Here is an 18496-nt window from a genome sequence, read left to right as displayed (position 1 = left end):
CAGCTGATTGTTCTATTGTTTGTACTGCTGAATGACGCTCGGTTCTTTCCCGTCTTCGGAACTCCCATTTTTCACGGTCTTGTTTTAGCATCATTACATTAAACGGAAGATGTGCTCGCTGTCTTCTCGGCGGAGCTTGTTGTTCCTCCGGCTGTTCATTGTTTTCTTGAACATAGTCTTCCTTACTTGCTTCCGTTACCTCCTCAACTTCCTCAGAAACAATTGGAACTGATTTTTGCTCGGAGATTACTTCTGCCTGCGGCTGTGCTTTTTCCTGGGCAGGTACTTCTACATTTATTTCTTGTACGGGAACTGTCTGTTCAGATTGAGAAGTTTCATTTTGAGTCATTTCAGTTTGATTCATCGTCTGGTCTGCTTCAGCAAGCTGAAGTGGTTTTTCTTCTATTCCCTTAATAAAATGACTTAATTCATGTTCAATAACAGCATTTGTTTTTTTAGGCCGTTGAAATCCAAAGACTGGGGATGGTATTTCGGTTGGATGAAATGGGCCACGGAATCTTGATGTCTCGTTTTTTGGTTTTGGCAGCTCTTTCTTTTCAGAGGTTTTGGCAGCTGATGTTACTTGGTGGCTTGTTTNNTATTTTTTCTAGGTATTCGATTTTCTGGTTTCCTTCTATTGTGTTCCAAAAGGGAATCACCTGAGGAAGACTTCGGATATTGATAAGCTATTTTTACATCAACATCCTTCACATTCTCGGTTTGAATCGTGAATTGGGCATTCACTGTTCGCTCGCTATGTAAAAGAAATTCGCTTATTTCATCATCTTCTTCTCTTTTCAACTTTTGAAATAAGTTTTGGATCCAGCTCAAAACTATCACTCTTTCCTTGTACTTCTATCACTCTATTTTAGCAGTATTTATTCGTTTTTCGACATAAATCTTTGCAATCAGTCAAAAATATATTAAAAAATGGGTCTAAAATGGGAATCTTTCATGTAAAAAGACCACTTTTCCAAGTGATCTTTCCTTATTTATTCTTTCCTAATATAAAAATTGGTTCCAACTCACCATTTTCATACAAAAATGACAAAGCTGTAATCGGCACTCGCCCACTGGCAAAAAAACTCATTGCCATTTGTGCTAATATATCGTATCCCTTTTCATTTTGAATATCTGCCACTATTAACACATCTTGGTGCGGTACCGCCAGTACCATGGTCCCGTTTATTTGTTTCTCCATTTCACTCAGAAACCCTTTATTTAAAATCCTACTGGCATCATAGCCATCATTCGTGTTGAGAAAATAAAAGCTATTTCCGGCAACCTGATCTTTTTTTACTGACGTGGATAGAGACCTTACATTGAATAAGGCAATTTCCTTGATTCTTTGTGCTTCCCATCCTTCTTTTTCCATAATCCGCGAATCAATCAGTCGATACGTTTTCCCCATATCATAGGCGTAATAAATGTTTGTTTCGGCTGTATGTTCTTCTATTAAAAACGGGATTCCCTCCTCCGCTTCCTTTGGAAAGGATGTGGAGCGAATGACCGGAAAAATTCGTTTTTCGTGATGTGACAGCTGAATTTGACTTTCCATTGCCTTTAGGCCTTCTTCAATATAGTAAACAACCTCATCAATAGCTTTATCTTTTTCATTCTGCCATTTAGCAATGATTCCTGGCAACGATACGGTGATTCCTTTTCTGGTTACCGCACTTTCCACCCGCAGCTGATCTTTTTCACGATCATAGGTGATCACTCTGTCTGTTCCGCCCAGACGGGATTCCAGCTCCCTTTTCATTTTAAGGCTATCCATTTTCACTTTGTTCCCTCCAAACCTACGCCTATTTTACAGCAAAAAACCCCCTTCTCCAAAAGGGAGATGGAGGTTTTTTTGCTGTTTTATTTTAATCCGGTAATAAACGTTTCGATTTCCTCTTGAGTCTTTTGATCTTTGCTAACGAATCGGCCAAGTTCTTTGCCGTTTTCGAAAGCAATAAAGCTTGGAATGCCAAATACGTCAAGTTGCTGGCATAAATCAATATATTGATCACGATCAATATGAATAAACGTATAGTCCTGATATTTAGCTTCAATTTCCGGCATAAATGGTTCGATAAATCGGCAGTCACGGCACCAATCAGCGGAAAACATAAAAATGGTCTTTCCGTTTTCTCGCAACTGCTCGAATTGCTCCATTGATTCTAAATGTTTCATCTTTAAACGCCCCCATTGCAATACTGACTTTTGATGGTCTCTTTTTAAATCATAACAGTCATAGGAATGTACAGTCCATTAAAATACCTCGAGTCTATTATTCCATATCACTTATTTTGATATTCCCATTGTCCAACCAACAACTTCATGACATGGGTAAACATCTCTGAGCGATTTATCATTCCATTTGTAAAAATGCCCACGGCACCTTCAAGTTTTCGAACATTTTTCTTATTGGCGTAATTCTCCATGACGGGTCCAAGCTCTTCTCCTGCCCGCAATCGAATGGCAATTTCCTCCGGAAGTGAGAATCTAGCCCCGCCTGCAATAATCGGTTCTCCATGTCGAGTCACCAATGCTCCCCAGTTACAGATCATCAACCCATTAGGAGTTTCTTGAACTCCACCTTCAAGACCAATTCCAAGATCACCTTGCCCCGACTCTAATGCACCTTTAGCGCGATTGATGGCCCCTTGGATCGTTTCCTCATCGGAAAACGGCTGGTCGTTTACACCTGAAGGGATATCCAATGCCAGCACTTCGGCATCTTGAAAACTATTTTTTACGGCAGAAATTTTTGCCGGATTTTTTGAACCTATAATTATTTTCATGTTGCCTTCCCTCTTTTCATACAGTCCAAAGGAGGCATTCGTCATGCCTCCCTGATTGTTAGCTATTAGCTTTAATTGTTTCTACAGTTGTTTTATCACACGCTTTAACCAACTTAATGACCAATTCCTTCGCTGCTGCATAATCATCAACATGAACAATTGATGCATGTGTATGGATATAACGTGAACATACGCCAATAACCGCACTTGGAACGCCATGATTGGAAAGATGAACACGTCCGGCATCTGTGCCTCCCTGGGACACAAAATACTGGTAGGGAATGTTATGAGTTTCAGCCATATCAAGAACAAATTCCCGCATTCCCCGGTGAGTGACCATTGATCGATCAAGGATACGAAGCAAAGTTCCCTTTCCAAGCTGTCCAAATTCTTTCTTATCACCGCTCATATCGTTTGCCGGACTGGCATCAAGCGCAAAAAAGATATCTGGTTTAATCATGTTTGCCGCTGTTTGTGCCCCTCTTAGTCCTACTTCTTCCTGAACGGTTGCCCCTGAAAATAAGGTATTTGGCAATGTTTCGTCTTTAAGCTCCTGAAGCAATTCAATGGCTAATCCACAGCCATATCGGTTATCCCACGCTTTTGCGAGAATTTTCTTCTCGTTGGCCATTGGGGTAAACGGGCAGATTGGGAGGATGGCCTGCCCCGGCTTAATTCCAATTCGTTCGGCATCGGCACGATCGTCTGCACCGATGTCAATGAGCATATTTTTAATGTCCATTGGCTTATTTTTATTAGACTCATCCAGTAAATGTGGAGGAATGGAACCAATAACGCCTATAATTGGTCCATTCGGAGTCATAATTTGCACCCTCTGTGCTAGGAGAACCTGGCTCCACCATCCGCCTAGTGGTTGGAAGCGCAGCATACCGTTGTCGGTAATGGCCGTTACCATAAAGCCGACTTCATCCATATGTCCCGCCACCATGACGACAGGTTCTTTTTCACTGCCTCTTTTTACTCCAAAAACACTTCCCAATTTATCCTGAATGATTTCATCCGAGTATAAGGACAATTGTTCCTTCATAAACTTTCGAACTAAATGTTCATTACCCGGTGCACCAGGAAGTTCTGTTAGCGTTTGAAACAGTTTAAGTGTTTGTTCGTTCATTGTCCTGCTCCTTTTGGTTTTTTCATTAATATTTATGTATATTCACCTTTATTTTACAGAATAATGTTCACTCTTTCCATTTTTATAAATTATTATCTTCTGTGAGAAAAATAAGTTATACTAAAAATGGGAGTAATGATGTAATTTTTTCCAATTACCATAGGGTCTGGGGGTTAATGAAATGAAATGGAAATCGTTTTTAATAGGGGCCGCAATAGGAGCATTGGGCGGCTATGCGGCTACACAAATAGTGAGTCAAAAGACAAAGGTCTCACCAGAAAAAGTACTAGAACAGGTCAAGAAACAATTTAAGCAAAACGGATCCATCAGCGGCTCATGGATCCATATGGTGGCAGAACCTTTTGAAAAACAACATATTCAGTACCAGATATATAAAGGTGGTATTTCTAAGAATCAAGATGGAGTAAATGAACAGTATGAATTTGTCGCAGATGCTTTAACTGGAACTCTCTTAGAAGTAAATAAAATAACAGAGGACACGCAAGCCTCCTAATCAAAAGCCGCATCTTTTGCAGATGCGGCTTTACATTATCTGTTTCTTTTTAGACTTTCAACAATCTGCCCATCGGCACCCCATTTTACAGCCCGGTAAAAGGCGTCATGGTAAAAGGTAAACCAGGCATTTTTCTCCATAGCGTACTGCTGCCATTTTTCCTTTGCAAAAATGGAATCCATCGGATAATCATCATATGCCATGACCCACAACACGTTCTGGTGGGCGTGAGTCGCCATCAAATCGGCCATGTGAATGGCCATTTCACCGCCATCCTCGATCATTAGAATCGAGTGTCCATTACTGTGCCCGCCGGTATGGACCATAGTAATCGGCCCCATTGTCCATTTTTCTTCAAATGGTTCCACCTGGTTAGCTATTGCCTCCCAATTTTCTTTCCAATATGTATTTTTTGACCGAATATTAGGAGACCTCATTTCATCCCATTCCACTTTAGAAGTGATAATTTTAGCATTAGGAAACACTGACACATACTCCCCATCAACCAATTTTGTTAATCCACAGGCATGATCAAAATGCATATGTGTCATGAAAATATAATCAATTTCCTCGGGACTTAGTCCTAAACTTTCTAAAGATGCTTCCAAATTAGATTCTTTTGTAACCCCAAAGTTCCTTAACTGTTTTTCGGTCAATTTGCCTTTTCCAAGCCCAGATTCGACTAGACAGTTCTTCCCATCAACCTGTATAAAGATTGGATCAGTAGGAAGTTCAATCTGATTCTTCTCATTTGCCGGATATTTTTTAGACCATAATGGTTTAGGAACAACCCCAAACATGGCACCGCCATCTAAATTCGTCATACCCCCATCAAGCCAGGTTAATTGCACCTTCCCAATCGATAATGATTCCATCTTACATGCCCCCTTTTTTCTAGTAAGATAAGTGTAACACTATCGGATAATATTGGAAAAGGTAAGATGGAAGCATAATGTATATTAACACCTTGTGATCGGAGCGGAAATAAACAACACCCTGCAATAGAGCATGGAAATAAAAAAAAGACAGCTCTATTTAGAACTGTCATCTTGAACATTTTGATATTTAACTTCACAGCGGTATATCCGATTGCCCATTTCTGAAAATTTCTGTTCATATTCCGTCATAATATTGCCTTCATAGTCACTATTATGCAAATCAAGGCTAATAAACTTTAACAATAGACCATACTCCGAAAAACTCATCAGCGATGATTCAAACAGCCCCTGATTATCCGTTTTAAAATGAATCTCGCCCCCATCCACCATAACATCTTCATAAAGCTTTAAGAAATCTCTATAAGTTAATCTTCTTTTGGCATGACGTTTCTTCGGCCAAGGATCAGAAAAATTCAAATAAACACGTTCCACATCATTTTTGGCAAAATATTTACCAAGATCAGCAGCATTTACATTTAATAACTTTAAATTAGGCAGCTCAGCTTCCACCAGACGTTCAAGTGCCACAACAATGACACTATTAAACAATTCAATGCCTATATAATTGATATCCGGATTAGCCTTTGCCATTCCAATTAAAAATTGACCTTTTCCAGTTCCAACTTCAATATGAAGCGGATTTTGATTGTTAAAAACTTCCTGCCATTTTCCTTTATTCATTTCCGGATTTGGGACAATATATTGAGGATGCTGTTCAATCATTTCTTTTGCCCAAGGTTTATTTCTAAGTCTCATGTTGACACTCCTAACACATATTTCGTTCAAACCATATCATGAAAGCTTTTTCTGATGCAAGTGAATAAACAAAAAAAGAATCCACACCCTAAAGGTGAATTCCTTTTTTAAACTTAAGTTGAAAGGGTGTAGCATTATGCCGTTAAGTCATGCCGATCAAGTAACATTACTAAGAGATATCTTAAATAATCACCAAACGGATTGCTGTGGATCAGTGGCTGAATGCGAACAGTTGGAACGATTGGTAAAATCACTTATGGTCAATACACAAATTGATCAAAATGTTAAAAACATCCTGCAAGAAGTGTATCAATACAGCCAGAATGGCGCGCAAACTGCTGATCTAGATCAACATATTCTGGCTAACCAAGAGAACCTGTCACAATGGGTAAATGATATTGGACAATTTTCCTGATTAAATGAGTTTATTTAAAAAATCAATCCAGTAATTCATTTCTTCAAGGCGGTTTTTATTCTTATACCATTGAATGGAAGACAGGGTTTGAAGGGTTACATACCACTTCATTCTAAGCTTTAAATGGTCTGTCAGCTCTTCACCATACATGCTAAGCCATTCCTGCCAATTTTCCTCGGGAATGTACCAATAAAGAAGCATACCCAAATCGATTGCCGGGTCGGCAATCATCGCGCCATCCCAATCAATTAAATACAACTGGTTGTCTTCTGTAAGCAGCCAGTTGTTATGATTTACATCTCCGTGACAAACAACCTTTTCATCACAATAAACATTTTTAACTTCTTGCGTTAAAAAACTTAATGATTTTGATACTTCAGGCAGTTGAAGTACTTCTTCATCAAGGTCTTTGATGATTGAGTAAAAGATCATTTCCGGATTTAATGGTGATTTTTCCAGTCTGCTTAGCATGCCAAGCATTGGTTCAGAACAGTGGATTTTTTTTAATAATTTTGCCACCAGATTCTGTTCCATATCAGCAGGCTTCAGTTCGCGCCCTTCAAGCCATTGCTGAGCTGTTATGACATCACCGTTTTCCAATCTCTTCGTCCAAACAAGCTTGGGGACAATGCCCTCTGCCGATAGTACCGCCAAAAATGGCGAAGAGTTCCGTTTTAAAAAGAGCCTTTGATCTTCAAACTCTGCATAAAACGCTTCGCCAGTAGCGCCTCCAGCAGGAGTAATTTCCCACTCTTGCCCTAATATATGTTCCAAAGTTGTTCACCTTCAATTATGCCGTTCTTTGGTTTTCCAACCACCAAGATAAAATCTACAATCCAGAGGAATAAAATTAATTTACCCATAAAAAAAAGCTATTGAAACCATTTCATACAATAGCCATATTACTAAATTTTATCCCCAATCGGCATTTTTCGTCAAGTAATCTCAGGCAAGTATTTTTTTAACAAAACATTTAAAGAAATAGCTTCAAGCTTAACTTCCCCATCCTTGACCATCACATTGGATGTAATTCCCACCATTTCGTGGTTAGCCACTAGGCTCCAATCCCCCTCTGGAATCGATACATATTGGGCTGATTGCGAAGGATTAATCAATAAAATAACCTCGTAATCATCCATTTTATATATACATCCAATTAACGGAGATGATACCGGCAACGTATGAAAACGCTGCCGAATTTCTTCAGCTGTCTTTAGCCGAAAACAGGACAGATTTTTTCGAATTTGAATAAGACCTTTTACGTATTCAACATTCTCTTTATAATGCATTTTTCGCTCCCAATCAAGCCGATTAATCTCATTGGAAGAACGGTAACTATTTCCATCTCCTTGCTTCGTTCGAAAGAACTCTTGACCGCTGTGAAGAAAAGGAATTCCCTGCGACAAAATGACCAAGCCAGTAAGGAGCCGGTGATAGCTCATCCGTGTTGTTTCGCTGGTTTGTGGAAAACTCACGATTAATTTATCCCAAAGAGTATGATTATCATGGCATTCTACATAATTAACGGATTGGTACGGCTCAGCAAATAAACGGGTATCCTTGTTTTTTAATCCAATGCTGCCTGTTACCGCCTCTATTGCTGCCTCCAGTAATTTTGCATTTCCCAAGCCATACCCTTTGTCCGTCAATTCAAAGGTATTTCCTTTCATATGGTCACGAAACCGATCATTGAAATGTCCAATTCGTGGCAATACAGACTGGTTAGCGATGATAGCTTTTTTTTCAAATGGCAACGGGGTATTTAAATCCCATCCTTCTCCAATAATGACCATTTCCTTATTGAAACTGTCACAAACCTGGCGCACTTCATTCATCGTTTCAACATCCAAGATTCCCATCAGATCAAAGCGGAAACCATCAATATGATACTCTTCAATCCAATACCGAATGGAATCGGTGATTAATTTTCGGACCATTCTTCTTTCCGATGCCAAGTCATTTCCTACACCAGTACCATTGGAAGGAAGACCTAGCTCATTATGGCGAAAGTAATAACCTGGCACTACTTTTTCAAAGGAAGATTCTTCACGGATAAATACATGATTATAGACTACGTNNNTCCAGCTTGATGAATTCGCTCAATTAACTGTTTTAATTCAGTGATGCGTGAATATGGGTCTGAGGGATTTGTGGAATAACTGCCTTCAGGAGCATTAAAATGGAGAGGATTATATCCCCAATTGTACTCCTGTTTGCCGTTCACCTCATCTACACCAGCAAAATCATGAAATGGGAGAAACTGAAGATGTGTAATCCCCAAGTCCTTTACATAAGATAAACCAGTCAACTCTCCATCGGAGCCTTTTGTATTTAATTCCCCCGCCCCTAGGTAAGTACCTTTTTGGGTTACACCACTATCTGGGTGAATAGTAAAGTCGCGGATATGTGTTTCATAAATAATCGCATCGACAGGACTTAATAAAGGTGGGAGTTCCAATTTAGGCTTTCTTGTTTTATTCAGATCCACAATTACTCCTAGCTCTCCATTAGCTGTGACAGCTGTGGCATAAGGATCAACGGCCTCACGCCATTCCTGATTAATTTGGATTAGAAAGCTATATTGATAACACTCTAAATCACCGTTGACTGATATCTGCCAAATACCTGTATCAGTCCGTTTCATTTTGACAATTTCCGAATATTGAGTATTAGGCGGACGCAGTTTTAATTTGACCTGTATGGCAGTCGGTGCCCAGAGCTTAAAATTGGTTCTTTCATGATTATAAACAATTCCTAAATCATCACCATCATAATAAAAGGTTTGATCGAAGGCCTCCGTTCGGATCACTGCTCCTATTTGTAGATCTGTTTTATTACCATGCTCATCCATGATCCAATATTGTTTTCCGAAACCAATATCGATGGGCAAGTGACAAATATATTTATAAAAATGTTCAATAATTAGGTTCTGCTTAATTGGAAGAAGAGTTTTAACCGAATCCTCTAAAATCGTGAAAGAAGATGAAACACCCTGGTGATAAGAAAGAGGTAGAAGAATGGTAACGATGTTCATCTCATCCAAATAGGCAAAGAACTTTCTTTCAATGGAGTTCATTTGTGTCACTCTCTTTCACATCAACTTCCTCCGCATTTCTCCTCCGTGTTAATACTTGGAGGGAATGTTTTTGCACGTGAATATATAATGGTGTTGATCCAATTTGCTCGCCATCTCCATGAGCACTCAGCGTATGTGAGGATTCAATGGAGATTTTTTTCCCTTTAAATGTTTTTACTTCATTGAAAAATATATGTTTTCCCCAGTATACACTGATAAATACAAGTAATAATTTAAATCTCGATAATTGATGCACAACCGTTATATCAAGTAATCCGTCTTGCGGATCAGCGGCAGGTGCAATCTTCATGCCACCACCATAAAAGGGTTGATTTGAAACGGTTACAAACCATGTTTGTTCAAATATATGCCTTTGCCCATCAATTAATAAATGAGTCGTTGAAGTTTTATACGTAAATAGTTCTTTGAGCAGGAAATACACATAAACTAGACGACCAAGAGCCAGCTTGTTTAATAGGGCTTTCATCCGTGATTGATTCACCTTAAGCGCAACCAGCGCGTCAAAGCCTGCCCCCATATTGTTGATAAAAAAATGTTCCGTATTGTCTTCATGGTCGATCTTACCACAATCTACCAAGGAAGGCTCTTGTTTTATTAAACGAAGCAGCACCTTTAAAGCTTCAAGTGGCTCTGACGGAATCAAGTAACCTCTGGAAAAATCATTACCGGAACCGCCAGGAATAAAACCTAGAGTGATATGTTTATGCTTTATTACTCCATTCATGACTTCATGCATGGTTCCGTCACCGCCAACGGTGATCATAACCTTTTCATGATCATTGTTTTTAGCAATACCATTCGCAATATTTTTAGCGTGTCCCGGGTATTCTGTAAAAAAGGCTAGAAAGTTTATCTTCTCAGAAGTTAAATGTTCTTCAAGCCTTTTCCAGATCATAGCACAGCGGCCATTTTTGGCTTTTGGATTAACAATAAAGTAGATTTGTTTCATTAGATCAACCCTTATGTTTGTAATGAATATGTCCTAATGGCTTCATATTTTGGTGTTTTTTGCAAGTGGGTCTGATATAAAACTACCTCATTTGCTAAAAAAGACAAGGGTTCTGGCTGCAGTTGATTCCATAACTCTAATTGGCTCTGTTGGAATACTGTCTCCCCTACCCACTTTCGGGCCAAGGTAATGTGTGGTCGGAAGGGTCTTGACTCCAGTTGGAAACTGGCTTCCTTACAAGCAGAAAATACCTGGCCTCTTAATAATTGTAATTCTTCATTTTCCATCGTATCAGCCCAAAAAACTCTAGGGCTTTTTATATCTCCAAAAATACCAAGCTTATTGATTTTCAATGGAAAAGCTTTAGTATCTTTTAACGCCGCTTTTACCAACAGATCGGCATTTGCCAATTTACTCTCCGGAGCACCGCCCAAAAAAGCAAGGGTTATATGAAGGTCCTCATGGTGAACCCACCTGCTGAAGGGTAAACTCCCCTTTAATGCCAATATATGGCCCTTCATCATGTTTTTTGTTTCATTCGGAAGCTTTACAGCAAAAAAATAGTGCGAACGTTGTTCCATCATGGTTCATCCTTTTCATCTATTTTAGTCTATTTTTACACCATTGTACCTATTTGGAGCAAAAGATAACCGATATTTTTTACAACTATAGAAAAATTATTTATCATAGAAGATATAGTGATAAAGGAAAGGATGCCTTTTATGAAAGTCGTCAACAATATTGCTGATTTAATCGGAGATACACCACTAGTAAAATTACAATCGCTTTGTTCCAAGAATGGTGCTGCGGTTTATGTGAAGCTTGAACATTATAATCCCAGCAAAAGTGTGAAGGACCGGGCTGCATATAATATGATTATGGAGGCGGAAAAAGCCGGGACATTAATCGCTGGAGCTACCATTATTGAACCGACAAGTGGAAATACTGGGATTGGCCTAGCAATGAATGCGGCGGCACGTGGCTATAAGTCTATTATTATTATGCCCGATACAATGACACAGGAACGTATAAATATATTGAAGGCTTACGGCGCGCAAGTTGTTCTCACTCCTGGAGATGAAAAAATGCCGGGAGCAATCAAAAAAGCACAGGAATTGGCCAAAGAAATTCCAAACAGTTTTATCCCGATGCAATTCGAAAATCCAGCAAATCCAGATGCCCATCGCACGACCACAGCCCGTGAAATAATAGAGGCGATGAACGAAATTGGTAAGCCTCTTTCAGCGTTTGTTGGAGCTGCCGGGACTGGTGGCACTATTACCGGTACAGGAGAAGCTTTAAAAGAACACTATCAAAACTTAACTGTTCATGTTGTTGAGCCTAAAGGATCACCGGTTTTATCGGGAGGTAAACCAGGGAAACATAAGTTAGTAGGAACAAGCCCAGGGTTTATACCGGCAACCTTAAACCAACAAGTATATGATGAGATTTTTCAAGTCTCTGACGAAGATGCGTATGATATATCGCGGAGGCTTGCGAAAGAAGAAGGGATTTTGGTTGGTCCTTCATCCGGGGCAGCCTGCTATGCGGCAATAGAGGTGGCAAAACGATTGTCACCCGATGACGTTGTCGTTTGCATTGCCAGCGACTCAGGGGAAAGGTATCTTTCAACCGATTTGTTTCAGCCTGAGTAGAAAAAGAAGTGGAGTGTCCCGCTTCTTTTTTTAAAAAATATTTTTTGTCTAAAAATTCCAATAATTAATCATAATCCAGGTACCAACACCCATACCCTATAGTAAGTGGATAACACGGAGGTGACATTCCAAATCAAATTCGACAATTATTTTAAATTTATATTTATTGGTAGAAATTTTCTGAAATTATGGGTACAATAAGGTTAGATGTATGACATCTAGGTTTTCACTCCAACCCATGTAAAGGAGATGTCTGCGGGGAAAAGAAAACTACATATTCCTGAAGATGATTCTTCAATAGGCTGTCGGTATACAGGGTTTTGCCATAGGTTTGAAAAAAGGATAGGGAGTGGTTCTTTGAAGCCTTCAACTAACCGGATGTTAAACCGCATCAAATGTATCTACATGTTTATTCGCGATAACGGTACTGTCACTACGCAGGAACTTGTAGAGGAATTTGGTATCACTCCTCGCACGATACAACGTGATTTAAATGTTTTAGCCTATAATGATTTAGTATTAAGCCCAAGCCGTGGAAAATGGACAACGACTCAAAAGAAGGTGAAGTTGTCGTCTTAACTTTGAAAATACAACTTATATATGAATTCTTTTAGCACGCTAAATAAATGCGTGCTATTTATTTTGTTTAAAAAAACTAGATACTATCTTTACAGAATATTATTACTATTATTTTTAAAATCTTTACCATAGGGGAACTCATATTTTTCGGTTTATAAATTGACAACTTTTAAAAATATGCTATATTAATAGAACAAATACTTTATCACTTAAAAGCGTTTAAGTGATAAAGAAAGGGGCATATCATGAAAAAGAATCAGCAAAATTTACAAAAGGGGTTATTGCCCCGTCACGTTCAATTTATTGCCCTTGCAGGCATGATTGGAACTGGAATTTTCAAAGGAAGCTCTGACACATTACATATTGCCGGCCCTAGTGTCATTTTTACTTATTTAATTGGCGGTCTTATCCTGTTTATTGTTATGGCTGCTTTAGGTGAAATGGCTTTGGCACACCCCAATCACAATGTTCAGCATTTAATCCATAAAGCCTTTGGGGATCGTGTTTCCTTTATAGTGGGTTGGCTCTATTGGATCAACTGGATTCTTGTCACGGTTGTTGAGCTATTAGCCGCTGGAAGTTTTCTGCAATTTTGGCTGCCGGATACTCCATTATGGCTGCTTAGCTTCATTTGTGCCATTGTCATTGTAGGGATCAATTTATTCCAGGTCAAATACTATGGAGAACTGGAATTTTGGTTCGCAGGGATCAAAATCCTTGCTTTGATTGCTTTTATATTATTAGGATTTTCCCTATTATTTGGAATCATACCAAGCGGTTTGCATCATCCCATTTCAAACTATACCAATCACGGTGGGTTTTTCCCTAATGGAATCAGCGGTATGTTCAGTGCCTTTTTAGTGGTAATGTTTTCATACGGTGGTGCCGAACTAATCGGGGTCGCGGTTACGGAAACGAAAGACAGTGAACGTGTCCTGCCTTCTATCATAAAAGGGGCGGTTTGGCGGGTCATCATTTTTTACATTCTGCCGATTTTAATTATTTGTGGAATCATGCCATGGGATAAGGTTACTGGAGCAGATAGCCCGTTTGTACAGGTCTTTGGAGCGACAGGTTTGCCAGGTGCCGCTCATATCATGAATTTTGTTCTATTAACTGCTGTACTCTCTGCGGCTAATTCAGGAATCTACGCTACTTCGAGGACATTATTTTCGATGGCCCAAAGCGGTATTGCTCCAAAATGGTTAGAGAAAACATCCAAGAATGGAACTCCTATTACCGGAATCATGATGACAAGCATCTGTATTGCTGCAGGAGTATATTTAGCTTACTTAACCCCAGGACAAGTGATCGGTTACCTTATGACGATTCCTGGATTCACAGTAATGTTACTCTGGATTGGCATATGTGCTGCACAATTAAAGCTCCGCCCGTTATATCAAGATCAACCTCATTTTAAGGTCAAATGGTTTCCTTTTACCACCATTTTTGCGGTTGTTTCATTAGGGGCTATTTTTATCGGATTCTTGCTTAATCCTAATAACGTGATTGGATCAATTGTTTCTATTTCAACTTTACTTATTCTAGTTGTGTTATCCTTTTTCTATGGCAAAAAGCGAATCCATACAACCAATCTTTCCTTTAACCAAAACAAGGAGTCAGCTATTTAATAGGCTGACTCCTTGTTTTCTTTTGAAAAATAAGCAACAACAAACCGACGGAAGTGACGGGCTGCATCTGATAAATAACGTCTGCCGGACCAGGCTAAGCCAATCGTTCGTTGGCAATGTGGTTCTGTTATCCTTAATAAATTAGGATATTGGCTGGCATGGTTTTTTAGGGAAATAGCTGGGATAAATGCGATTCCCAGCCCCTTCCTGACTAAGTCACCAATAACCCCTGGCTCGTCCCCTTCAAATGCGATATTGGGCACGAAACCTGCTTTGTGACAAAATCCATCGGTAAGACTACGAAATCCATAGCCCTCATTCAAACTGATAAACGATTCGTCTCTCACATCATCAAGCCGAATTTCCTTTTGATTAGCTAGATGATGCTCTGAAGGAACCATCAGAAACACTTCCTCCGTCATCATAGGTTCCCAGATAATATCGTTACCCTCTATTGGGACCGAAGAAATGCAGTAGTCAATTTCTGCTTTTTCCAATAGACTCTTCATTTCTGAGGCGGAGGCAAGAACCTGTTGGAATTTGATTTCTGGATATTGTTTTAGAAAAGAACCCAATAAATCCGGAAGTACTCTTGGGATACTGACTGCCAGAGTTATTTGGTTCTGATTCTTTCCCGATAGTTCAGCCATTTCACGTTTCCCTTCATTTAATTCCATAAAAACCCGGTTTACCCGGGTAAGAAACAAGCGACCATATTCATTTAAATAAATTTGTTTTTTCCTCCGGTCAAATAACGGGAACCCCAGATCTTCTTCCAACCTAGAAATAGTCTTACTCAAGGATGGCTGGGCAATTTGCAACTCCTCCGCAGCCTTTGTCATATGCTCCCATTTAGCAACCGTTTGAAAGTATTGAAGCTGTAACAATTCCAATTCTTTTCACCTCATTATATATAGACCTAAAGCTATCATTTTATGTCTAATAATATATTATACATTCTCAATAAAACGAATTAATATAGTCATTATAAAAACGAAGGGGGAAATGTATGAAGGGGCTTCATTTAATTATCAAAGACTTAAAATTAATGTGGCATCACAAGCATGGAAGAATTGCACTTATCTTTTTAATCCTAGTGCCATTAATTTATTCTGGCTTTTTCCTAGCCGGGTATTGGAATCCTTACGGGCGATTAGACAAACTTCCTGTTGCAGTCGTAAATTTGGACCAGGGAGCTGAAATGGATGGCAAACCAATCCATGCAGGTAAGGATTTTGTGGACCATTTAAGAAAAAGCAAGGATTTGAATTTTCAATTTGTTTCGCAAGAAAAAGCCAACAAAGGGATTAAAAATGGTACGTATTACATGACCTTAACCATCCCTAAAAACTTCTCTAAAAAAGTCACCACATTGACAGATGACCACCCACAGCAAACCAAACTGATTTATAAAATCAATCCTGGTAAAAACTTTGTCGCCTCACAAATCAGCACTACTGCAATCGAAAAAATGAAAACAAAACTTTCCAATCAAATCACCAAATCATATGCAGAGAGTGTTTTTTCGAAATTTCAAGTTGTAGCTGATGGACTACAGAATGCTGGTAACGGAGCGTCAAAACTAAATGAAGGAACTATCACGGAAAAAAATGGTATGGATCATCTCTCTATTGGAATTCATGAGTTAAATAACGGTTCACAAAAGCTTAAAGATGGCAGTAATAAACTGGTTGAAAGCGAGAAGAACCTTAATCAAGCAGTCAACGGGCTTAATACCGGTTCCTCTAATCTGGCAAACGGTATGGAGCAGTTGGTAAAAGGGTATTCTTCCTTAGATACAGGAATGGAGCAACTATCTACTGGCACCCAATCATTAGAGATGGGAAATGCCAAATTAGTCAAGGGGCAAACCGCCGCCAATTCGACTGCAGATGCTTTAAATAGTGCACTTGAGCTTTATGTAAAAAATCATTCCGATGCAGCAAATGACCCTGAGTTTCAGCAGCTTCTTGCTAAATCAGCTGCATTAGTTTCTATTACTGATTCACTGCAAACCGGGCAAACTGAATTAGTTAAAGGGGTTGATTTGCTTGTTCAAGGTGAAGTACCACTGAAAGCAGGTATGGAGACTTTTGGCAGCAAGCTAAGAGAGGCCGCTAACGGTGCCCAAAAATTATCAGATGGTACGGTTTTATTTACCCATGGTTTAATGAAATGGGAGAAAGGCTTTGATTCCCTCCACAATGGCATTATTCAATTGGCTGACGGAGGAACCCAATTAGATAACGGCTCTGACCAATTAACAAATGGCTTAAGCCATTTAACTTCCGGTTCTACAGAACTAGCCACCAAATTGACCGATGCAGCAGAAAAAACATCCACGCTACACAATAATGATGCGCTGACAACGATGTTTGCTGAGCCGGTGAAGTTAGCGGAATCGAAATTATCAGATGTCCCTAATTATGGCACAGGTATAACACCTTATTTCCTATCATTAGCCCTTTATGTCGGGGGGATCATGGCAGCTAATATTCTTCCATTAGGTCGCCGTCAGGATAGGAATGTCAATGGCACTGTCCACTTTATCAATAAACTGGGACTTAAGATATCAATAGGTTTAATCCAAACTATATTTGTCGACCTGGTAATTCTGTTTGGCTTTAAAGTGCATGTTGCCAGCGTACCATTGTTCATATTATCAAGTTTCATTGTATCCTTTACCTTTATGACCTTTATCTTGATGTTGGTAACCCTATTTGGAGTGGCCGGCAAGTTTTTGGCTGTCACACTGTTAGTTCTGCAACTGGCAACCTGCGGCGGAACATTCCCGGGTGAATTAAGCAATCCAATCTTAAGTACTATCGGGCGATACCTGCCAATGGCCCATTCTCTACGGGGATTCCAGGATGTCATCTCGTTGGGTGACTGGTCACAACTAGAGCAGCAAATTATAGTCCTATTATTGTACCTGGTCATCACAGGCGCAATTGCCTGGTTTACAAGCCATGTACAGCATGCAAAATTACCTGCAGAAGGATCGCATTAAAAAAATGATACCGGTGACGGTATCATTTTATTTTAATTTTTATGGTCAAGCTCCACTAAAGCTAGAGGTTTCTCAGGATTGGTTGGTTGGGGTTCACGATCTATTTCAACAAAGCGTTTCAGTGCAGCCAACTTATTTTCCCAAAATAGCTCGAAAAACTGGAGCCAATCTTTTACCTCAAATAATGGAGTCGGCTCAAGTATAAACCTAGTCTCCCGACCGACCTTCCTTTCATGTACCAGCCCGGCATCAGCTAGTACTTTTAAATGTTTGGATACGGCGGTTCGACTCATGGGAAAGTGTTTCGTAATGGCAGTAATTGGCAATTCCTGATCACTTAACAGCTTTAGCATCCTTCTGCGGGTTGGATCAGAAATGGCCTGAAACACATCATGCTTTGCAGATGATGCAGCTTGCATTTATTTACACCTCAACATAGACCTGCAATTTTTTCACAAGACCTGCCCATCCTTGGTTCATGTTGCTGCGAATTACGGTATGCGGTGCACCAAACTCGGTCACTTGATTTGCATCCCAGCCGGAATGAATCAGTGTAAATTCAGTTTTCCCATCTACGTCCTTTAATTCAAATGTAAGAGTCCAATCCTTGCCCCATTTAAAAGCCAAGCGGTTTGGCGGGTCTACCTCTGTTACTTTACAAGGGGACATCCCGAACTGACCGGCATTTAAATGGAACTCATGTCCTTCCACTGGCTGCATATCATTTGGCATAAACCAGGCAGCTAGCCCCTCAGAGGTCGCAACTGCATCCCATACTTTTGTAATTGGTGCATTGTAAATTTCCGTGTACTTAATATCTTGTAAGGTTTCATTTGCCATGTTTGCTTTCCCCCTGAATGGTTATTATAGAACTATTTTGTTTCACTTTTAGAATATATAACACCTTTTGGTTTCGTGTCAATTGTTATTTATTGAGTTTTGCGTTCTTAAAGGATCCTATTGAATTTCGATTGACGACTTCTGCTTTTAGCTTTTTACACGTGAGGGCTCCTAGCCGCCTTATTGGCGAC

20 protein-coding genes and 1 pseudogene are annotated in these 18496 nt (G+C 39.6%); 6 read left to right on the top strand and 15 right to left on the bottom strand.

Annotated features, from left to right (window positions below; all coding sequences use genetic code 11):
- The 5 genes and pseudogenes from V7083_RS01115 to V7083_RS01095 form a co-directional block, all read right to left on the bottom strand.
- Nucleotides 1–364, bottom strand: a pseudogene (locus V7083_RS01115) (hypothetical protein); the annotation flags it as partial.
- A 624-nt stretch (nucleotides 365–988) separates the two neighbouring features.
- Nucleotides 989–1777, bottom strand: a complete 789-nt coding sequence (locus V7083_RS01110) for a DUF1444 domain-containing protein (RefSeq protein WP_335474489.1) — start codon at nucleotides 1775–1777, stop codon at nucleotides 989–991.
- An 86-nt stretch (nucleotides 1778–1863) separates the two neighbouring features.
- A complete protein-coding gene (locus tag V7083_RS01105) occupies nucleotides 1864–2178 on the bottom strand; it encodes a thioredoxin family protein (RefSeq protein ID WP_335474464.1) in 315 nt (104 codons plus the stop codon).
- Nucleotides 2179–2285: 107 nt separating this feature from the next.
- A complete protein-coding gene (locus V7083_RS01100) occupies nucleotides 2286–2789 on the bottom strand; it encodes a DUF84 family protein (RefSeq protein ID WP_335474462.1) in 504 nt (167 codons plus the stop codon).
- A 58-nt stretch (nucleotides 2790–2847) separates the two neighbouring features.
- Nucleotides 2848–3921, bottom strand: coding sequence for a M42 family metallopeptidase (locus V7083_RS01095; RefSeq protein ID WP_335474460.1), 1074 nt, complete (start codon nucleotides 3919–3921; stop codon nucleotides 2848–2850).
- A 181-nt stretch (nucleotides 3922–4102) separates the two neighbouring features.
- Between V7083_RS01095 and V7083_RS01090 the strand changes: the two genes are divergently transcribed.
- Nucleotides 4103–4435: a PepSY domain-containing protein gene (locus V7083_RS01090; RefSeq protein ID WP_335474458.1), complete on the top strand. Its 333-nt coding sequence runs from the start codon at nucleotides 4103–4105 to the stop codon at nucleotides 4433–4435.
- 35 nt (nucleotides 4436–4470) lie between these two features.
- On the opposite strand, the gene V7083_RS01085 is transcribed toward V7083_RS01090, so the two are convergent.
- Both V7083_RS01085 and trmB read right to left on the bottom strand, forming a co-directional pair.
- Nucleotides 4471–5310, bottom strand: a complete 840-nt coding sequence (locus V7083_RS01085) for a YtnP family quorum-quenching lactonase (protein ID WP_335474456.1) — start codon at nucleotides 5308–5310, stop codon at nucleotides 4471–4473.
- A gap of 156 nt (nucleotides 5311–5466) precedes the next feature.
- On the bottom strand, nucleotides 5467–6129 hold the full coding sequence (trmB, locus tag V7083_RS01080) for a tRNA (guanosine(46)-N7)-methyltransferase TrmB (protein ID WP_335474454.1): 663 nt from the start codon (nucleotides 6127–6129) through the stop codon (nucleotides 5467–5469).
- 136 nt (nucleotides 6130–6265) lie between these two features.
- On the opposite strand from trmB, the gene V7083_RS01075 reads away from it, so the two are divergent.
- On the top strand, nucleotides 6266–6544 hold the full coding sequence (locus V7083_RS01075) for a YtzH-like family protein (RefSeq protein WP_335474452.1): 279 nt from the start codon (nucleotides 6266–6268) through the stop codon (nucleotides 6542–6544).
- On the opposite strand, the gene V7083_RS01070 is transcribed toward V7083_RS01075, so the two are convergent.
- The 5 genes from V7083_RS01070 to thpR form a co-directional block, all read right to left on the bottom strand.
- The gene (locus tag V7083_RS01070; RefSeq protein WP_335474450.1) at nucleotides 6545–7318 is read right to left on the bottom strand and encodes a phosphotransferase family protein; all 774 of its coding nucleotides are present in this window, start codon (nucleotides 7316–7318) and stop codon (nucleotides 6545–6547) included.
- A 161-nt stretch (nucleotides 7319–7479) separates the two neighbouring features.
- Complete coding sequence (locus V7083_RS01065) at nucleotides 7480–8568, bottom strand: alpha-amylase family glycosyl hydrolase (protein ID WP_335474448.1); 1089 nt, start codon at nucleotides 8566–8568, stop codon at nucleotides 7480–7482.
- A gap of 47 nt (nucleotides 8569–8615) precedes the next feature.
- On the bottom strand, nucleotides 8616–9578 hold the full coding sequence (locus tag V7083_RS01060; protein ID WP_438823678.1) for a hypothetical protein: 963 nt from the start codon (nucleotides 9576–9578) through the stop codon (nucleotides 8616–8618).
- A gap of 28 nt (nucleotides 9579–9606) precedes the next feature.
- Nucleotides 9607–10590, bottom strand: coding sequence for a diacylglycerol/lipid kinase family protein (locus tag V7083_RS01055; RefSeq protein ID WP_335474444.1), 984 nt, complete (start codon nucleotides 10588–10590; stop codon nucleotides 9607–9609).
- A gap of 11 nt (nucleotides 10591–10601) precedes the next feature.
- A complete protein-coding gene (gene thpR, locus V7083_RS01050; RefSeq protein WP_335474442.1) occupies nucleotides 10602–11171 on the bottom strand; it encodes an RNA 2',3'-cyclic phosphodiesterase in 570 nt (189 codons plus the stop codon).
- A gap of 141 nt (nucleotides 11172–11312) precedes the next feature.
- Between thpR and cysK the strand changes: the two genes are divergently transcribed.
- The 3 genes from cysK (at nucleotide 11313) to V7083_RS01035 (ending at nucleotide 14455) form a co-directional block, all read left to right on the top strand.
- Complete coding sequence (gene cysK / locus V7083_RS01045) at nucleotides 11313–12245, top strand: cysteine synthase A (RefSeq protein ID WP_335474440.1); 933 nt, start codon at nucleotides 11313–11315, stop codon at nucleotides 12243–12245.
- A 357-nt stretch (nucleotides 12246–12602) separates the two neighbouring features.
- The gene (locus V7083_RS01040; protein ID WP_335474438.1) at nucleotides 12603–12824 is read left to right on the top strand and encodes a DeoR family transcriptional regulator; all 222 of its coding nucleotides are present in this window, start codon (nucleotides 12603–12605) and stop codon (nucleotides 12822–12824) included.
- Nucleotides 12825–13069: 245 nt separating this feature from the next.
- Nucleotides 13070–14455 (top strand): amino acid permease, encoded by a 1386-nt coding sequence (locus V7083_RS01035; protein WP_335474436.1) that lies wholly within the window; start codon nucleotides 13070–13072, stop codon nucleotides 14453–14455.
- Here V7083_RS01035 and V7083_RS01030 read toward each other — a convergent pair.
- The gene (locus tag V7083_RS01030; RefSeq protein WP_335474434.1) at nucleotides 14452–15348 is read right to left on the bottom strand and encodes a LysR family transcriptional regulator; all 897 of its coding nucleotides are present in this window, start codon (nucleotides 15346–15348) and stop codon (nucleotides 14452–14454) included. The genes V7083_RS01035 and V7083_RS01030 overlap by 4 nt on opposite strands.
- Nucleotides 15349–15464: 116 nt before the next feature.
- On the opposite strand from V7083_RS01030, the gene V7083_RS01025 reads away from it, so the two are divergent.
- On the top strand, nucleotides 15465–17465 hold the full coding sequence (locus V7083_RS01025) for a YhgE/Pip domain-containing protein (RefSeq protein ID WP_335474432.1): 2001 nt from the start codon (nucleotides 15465–15467) through the stop codon (nucleotides 17463–17465).
- A 32-nt stretch (nucleotides 17466–17497) separates the two neighbouring features.
- On the opposite strand, the gene V7083_RS01020 is transcribed toward V7083_RS01025, so the two are convergent.
- Both V7083_RS01020 and V7083_RS01015 read right to left on the bottom strand, forming a co-directional pair.
- A complete protein-coding gene (locus V7083_RS01020; RefSeq protein WP_335474430.1) occupies nucleotides 17498–17884 on the bottom strand; it encodes an ArsR/SmtB family transcription factor in 387 nt (128 codons plus the stop codon).
- A 4-nt stretch (nucleotides 17885–17888) separates the two neighbouring features.
- Nucleotides 17889–18305: an SRPBCC family protein gene (locus tag V7083_RS01015; RefSeq protein ID WP_335474428.1), complete on the bottom strand. Its 417-nt coding sequence runs from the start codon at nucleotides 18303–18305 to the stop codon at nucleotides 17889–17891.
- Nucleotides 18306–18496 lie beyond the last annotated feature (191 nt).

The sequence above is a fragment of the Bacillus sp. JJ1764 genome (assembly GCF_036962145.1).
Classification (GTDB): Bacteria; Bacillota; Bacilli; order Bacillales; family Cytobacillaceae; genus Neobacillus.
Note: the sequence above shows the minus strand (reverse complement) of the source record. Positions and strands in the feature narration are given on the sequence as shown.

What these genes read in the sequence shown, in the direction of transcription:
- V7083_RS01095 (WP_335474460.1), bottom strand. Translation starts at nt 3,921, where the DNA reads ATGAACGAACAAACACTTAAACTGTTTCAAACGCTAACAGAACTTCCT.
- V7083_RS01015 (WP_335474428.1), bottom strand. Translation starts at nt 18,305, where the DNA reads ATGGCAAATGAAACCTTACAAGATATTAAGTACACGGAAATTTACAAT.
- V7083_RS01090 (WP_335474458.1), top strand. Translation starts at nt 4,103, where the DNA reads ATGAAATGGAAATCGTTTTTAATAGGGGCCGCAATAGGAGCATTGGGC.
- V7083_RS01055 (WP_335474444.1), bottom strand. Translation starts at nt 10,590, where the DNA reads ATGAAACAAATCTACTTTATTGTTAATCCAAAAGCCAAAAATGGCCGC.
- V7083_RS01035 (WP_335474436.1), top strand. Translation starts at nt 13,070, where the DNA reads ATGAAAAAGAATCAGCAAAATTTACAAAAGGGGTTATTGCCCCGTCAC.
- V7083_RS01100 (WP_335474462.1), bottom strand. Translation starts at nt 2,789, where the DNA reads ATGAAAATAATTATAGGTTCAAAAAATCCGGCAAAAATTTCTGCCGTA.
- trmB (WP_335474454.1), bottom strand. Translation starts at nt 6,129, where the DNA reads ATGAGACTTAGAAATAAACCTTGGGCAAAAGAAATGATTGAACAGCAT.
- cysK (WP_335474440.1), top strand. Translation starts at nt 11,313, where the DNA reads ATGAAAGTCGTCAACAATATTGCTGATTTAATCGGAGATACACCACTA.
- V7083_RS01110 (WP_335474489.1), bottom strand. Translation starts at nt 1,777, where the DNA reads ATGGATAGCCTTAAAATGAAAAGGGAGCTGGAATCCCGTCTGGGCGGA.
- V7083_RS01085 (WP_335474456.1), bottom strand. Translation starts at nt 5,310, where the DNA reads ATGGAATCATTATCGATTGGGAAGGTGCAATTAACCTGGCTTGATGGG.
- V7083_RS01020 (WP_335474430.1), bottom strand. Translation starts at nt 17,884, where the DNA reads ATGCAAGCTGCATCATCTGCAAAGCATGATGTGTTTCAGGCCATTTCT.
- V7083_RS01105 (WP_335474464.1), bottom strand. Translation starts at nt 2,178, where the DNA reads ATGAAACATTTAGAATCAATGGAGCAATTCGAGCAGTTGCGAGAAAAC.
- thpR (WP_335474442.1), bottom strand. Translation starts at nt 11,171, where the DNA reads ATGGAACAACGTTCGCACTATTTTTTTGCTGTAAAGCTTCCGAATGAA.
- V7083_RS01025 (WP_335474432.1), top strand. Translation starts at nt 15,465, where the DNA reads ATGAAGGGGCTTCATTTAATTATCAAAGACTTAAAATTAATGTGGCAT.
- V7083_RS01075 (WP_335474452.1), top strand. Translation starts at nt 6,266, where the DNA reads ATGCCGTTAAGTCATGCCGATCAAGTAACATTACTAAGAGATATCTTA.